4 protein-coding genes and 1 rRNA gene are annotated in these 3394 nt (G+C 68.6%); 3 read left to right on the plus strand and 2 right to left on the minus strand.

Annotated features, from left to right (window positions below):
* Positions 1-86: ribosomal RNA gene (gene rrf / locus EBO15_RS42940) — 5S ribosomal RNA — on the plus strand; the annotation flags it as partial.
* Between the two features lie 265 nt (positions 87-351).
* Positions 352-1122, plus strand: coding sequence for an MBL fold metallo-hydrolase (locus tag EBO15_RS42945; protein WP_199745184.1), 771 nt, complete (start codon positions 352-354; stop codon positions 1120-1122).
* On the opposite strand, the gene EBO15_RS43955 is transcribed toward EBO15_RS42945, so the two are convergent.
* Both EBO15_RS43955 and EBO15_RS42950 read right to left on the minus strand, forming a co-directional pair.
* Entirely contained in the window at positions 1103-1459 is a 357-nt protein-coding gene (locus EBO15_RS43955; RefSeq protein WP_147481924.1) for a hypothetical protein, read from the minus strand. The two genes, EBO15_RS42945 and EBO15_RS43955, sit on opposite strands and share 20 nt — an antisense overlap.
* Before the next feature lie 115 nt (positions 1460-1574).
* Positions 1575-2540: an NADP-dependent oxidoreductase gene (locus EBO15_RS42950; protein WP_122200164.1), complete on the minus strand. Its 966-nt coding sequence runs from the start codon at positions 2538-2540 to the stop codon at positions 1575-1577.
* A 116-nt stretch (positions 2541-2656) separates the two neighbouring features.
* Between EBO15_RS42950 and EBO15_RS42955 the strand changes: the two genes are divergently transcribed.
* The gene (locus tag EBO15_RS42955) at positions 2657-3256 is read left to right on the plus strand and encodes a TetR/AcrR family transcriptional regulator (protein ID WP_122200165.1); all 600 of its coding nucleotides are present in this window, start codon (positions 2657-2659) and stop codon (positions 3254-3256) included.
* Positions 3257-3394: the final 138 nt, after the last annotated feature.

Consider the following 3394-nt stretch of genomic DNA (forward strand, 5'->3'; position numbering starts at 1 on the left):
GTCCCATCCCGAACCCGGTAGTTAAGCCCCTCAGCGCCGATGGTACTGCATGGGAGACTGTGTGGGAGAGTAGGACGCCGCCGGACTTATATTGGGTGGGGCCCGCCACATTGTGGCGGGCCCCACTTCTTTTTGTATGCGTGTGTTTGTGTTGGGGGAGGCCCCGCCATTTTCGTGGCGGGGCCTTTTTGCGTTTGCGGGGTGTTTTTCGGCGGGCGGTGGGACGGGATCGCCAGGTCCTGCGGGGGGCGTTCGTCCTCGGTGGGTCGTGTCGCGTGGTGACGTTCTCGTTGCATGAGGATGGCATCGTTCGTTCCTTCGGGGGAACGTGGGCTATTGACGTTCGTCGTCGTGGCTGAACTCATCAGCGTTCAACGTTCGCCCGTCCGCCCCGCCTTGGAGGAACCGGTGAAACTCGCACCTCATCTGCATCGCCTCGGCAACGACATCGTGGCGTGCTATCTCGTCGACACCGATGAAGGGATCACGCTCATCGACGCGGGACTGCCCGGTCACTGGGGAGATCTGCAGCGTGAGCTCGGCTCTCTGGGCAAGTCCGTCGACGATGTCCGCGGGCTCATCCTGACCCACGGGGACTCCGACCACATCGGGTTCGCCGAGCGTCTGCGGCGCGAGCACGGTGTGCCGGTGTTCGTGCACGCGGCCGATTCGGTTCGTGCGCGCACGGGCGAGAAGCCCAAGACGGCGATGGGGCCCATGCGTCTTGGGCCGACGCTCGGGTTCTTCGGGTACTCGATCCGCAAGAACGGCCTGCGTACGCATTACGTCAGCGAGGTCACCGAGATCAGCGACGGCGACGTCCTGGACCTGCCGGGGAGCCCGGTGATCATCGGTATGCCGGGGCACTCGCCGGGGAGCGTGGCGGTGCACGTCCCGGTCGCCGACGCTCTCTTCGTCGGTGATGCCCTGACCACGCGGCACGTCCTCACCGGGCGCGGTGGACCGCAGCCAGCGCCGTTCACTGACGATCCGGAGGCGGCGCAGGCATCCCTCGACCGGATCGCCGACCTGCCGGCGTCCTGGGTGCTTCCGGGGCACGGTGCCCCCTGGCGGATTTCACCGGCCGAGGTGAGCGAGGCGGTCAAGAAGGGCACTGTCTGACCTCCGTCGACGAGTGCCGGGCGTCGGTCGTGATCGCGCGGGGATCGCCAGCAGTCACACGGTGAACGATCGACGGTCGCAAACGCGGTTCTGGCACTCCCGCTGGCGTTTCGTCCAGGGCGGCAGCGTCGGCCGCCCTGTCAGTGGCAGGTCCCGCGGAGTCGTGGTCACCAGATCTGACGCCCTGCTCGCGCTGCCCGCATCCCGGGCAACGTCGCGCCTCCAGGCAGGCCGTGACCAGCGTCAGCATCGGATTGCCGTCCTCGTCCGCCTGCGCGGCCACGACCGCCACCCCGTCCAGACCGAGCATCACGGTCGCTGCGTTGTCGTGGTTCAAGCCCCGTGCCCTTGGTTCCAGCAGAACGTGGGGGCCGGTCCGCCCATCGGCGATTCGCTGGCTCTTGGCCTGAGAAGACGGATGGGACGTTCTTCGTGCCGACGCCGATGCGCGGTCACATTGTGACGACGAGCTTGCCTGTCGTGTGCTCACGGACGAAGTCGGTGCACGCCTGCGGGCCCTGGCCGAGCCGGTAGCGGCGCCCGATCGTGGCGCGCAGTTCCCCACGCATGGCCGCGTCGCCGACCTCGCGCATGCCGCCGAGGTCGCCGTCCACGTCGAGGACGAAGTCCAGCCCGACATCATCACGACCGATCAGTTCCGGCGTCGGCACCGGATAGGTGATGGTGGTCAGTCGGCCGCCAGGACGCAGCGCCGCGGCCAGGCCCGTCAGACGGTCGCCCGGCAGGACCGCGTTGACCGCGACGTCGATGCCGGCGGGGTAGTCCGCTTCCTGGTACCCGATGATCTCCGCTGCGCCGAGTCGGCGCAGCAGCTCGGCGTCGACGTCGGTCGCCGTGGCGGTCACATGGGCCTTCGCTGCGGCCAGCAACGGAATCAGAGCGGTGCCGACACCGCCGCTCGCCCCGACGACCAGCACGTGCTCGCCTGGCTGGAGGTTCGCGGTCGTCGCGATGGCCCGGGCGGTCAAACCCGCAGTGGCCAGCGCCGCCGCGTCCTCCGCCGACAGAGCGGCCGGGCGGTGCGCGACCAGCGGGGTATCCGCCTCGACGACCGCATACTCGGCCAGCGATCCGGTGCCAACCGACGGGCGCCTGCCGGCCATCGCCCGCAGCACACGGGGCATGGCTAGGCCGAACACCTCATCGCCGGCGCGGTAGGCGTTGACGCCGGCGCCGACCTCGGTGACGGTTCCGGCGAAGTCGTTGCCGGGGACGTAGGGGAACTCCAGGCGCACTGCGTCGCCGAACTCGCCGCTGGGCAGCCGCACGTCGGCGGGATTGATCGCCGCGGCGGCGATGCGGACCTGGATCTGCCCGGGGCCGGGTCGCGGGACAGGGAGTTCGGTCACCGTGTACTGCTCTGGCGGTCCGTAGTCGGTCGCGACGACGGCCTTCATGGATCGGTGGTTGTTCAAAACCCCTCCAGAGAAAACGGACCAGGCGGTCATGTTTCGTCTCGGTGGGGGACGCTAGCGATAAGCGGACCGGGCGGTCAACTTGCTAGGCTGCGGCCGTGACCACGTCCCGCCCCCTGCGCGCCGACGCTGCACGCAACCGCGCACTGCTGTTGGCGGCGGCGGCCGACGAGTTCGCCGAGCATGGACTGGGTGCCTCGGTCGCCGACATCGCCCGCCGTGCCGGGGTCGGGAAAGGCACCGTCTTTCGCCACTTCCCGACCAAAGACGACCTGATCGCCGCCATCGTGCTGGACCGCATCCAGGCCCTCGCCGCCATCGGCGAACGCCTGCTGGACTCCGGCGACCCCGGCGCCGCGCTGCTGGAGTTCCTCACCGCCGCCGCGCAACAGCGGCAACAACGCGACCTGTCGTTCCTGCAGGAAGCCGGCGACGTCCGCCCCGAGGTCGGCAAGGCGCGCACGGCCATGTTTCAGACCATCGACACCCTGGTCGACCGGGCCCGCGAATACGGCGTCATCCGGACCGACGTCACCGGCACCGACGTCATCCTGCTGATGTGCGCACCGGGCTACGTGGCCAACTCCCTTCCGGACGCCGCACCAGACCTGTGGCGGCGATACCTCGCGATCATCTTCGACGGCCTGCGTCCAGAAGGGGCCCACCCGCTGCCCCAGCCTCCGCCAGACCTGCTCTGACGAGAACGGCAGGGGGGTATCTCTTCAGGCGTGGGAATGATCTTCAGGGGTAGATGAGGAATCGGGAAGATCATCCATCGGATTCGGGGGGATTCGACGTCATGGCCATCATCAAGGGGTTGGAGAGTGTCGCCCAGG

Origin of the sequence: Actinomadura harenae (assembly GCF_003696215.1) — a bacterium.
Classification (GTDB): Bacteria; Actinomycetota; Actinomycetes; order Streptosporangiales; family Streptosporangiaceae; genus Spirillospora; species Spirillospora harenae.

Coding starts and splice junctions, on each gene's coding strand:
- EBO15_RS42950 (WP_122200164.1), bottom strand. CDS start 2,540: ATGAAGGCCGTCGTCGCGACCGACTACGGACCGCCAGAGCAGTACACG.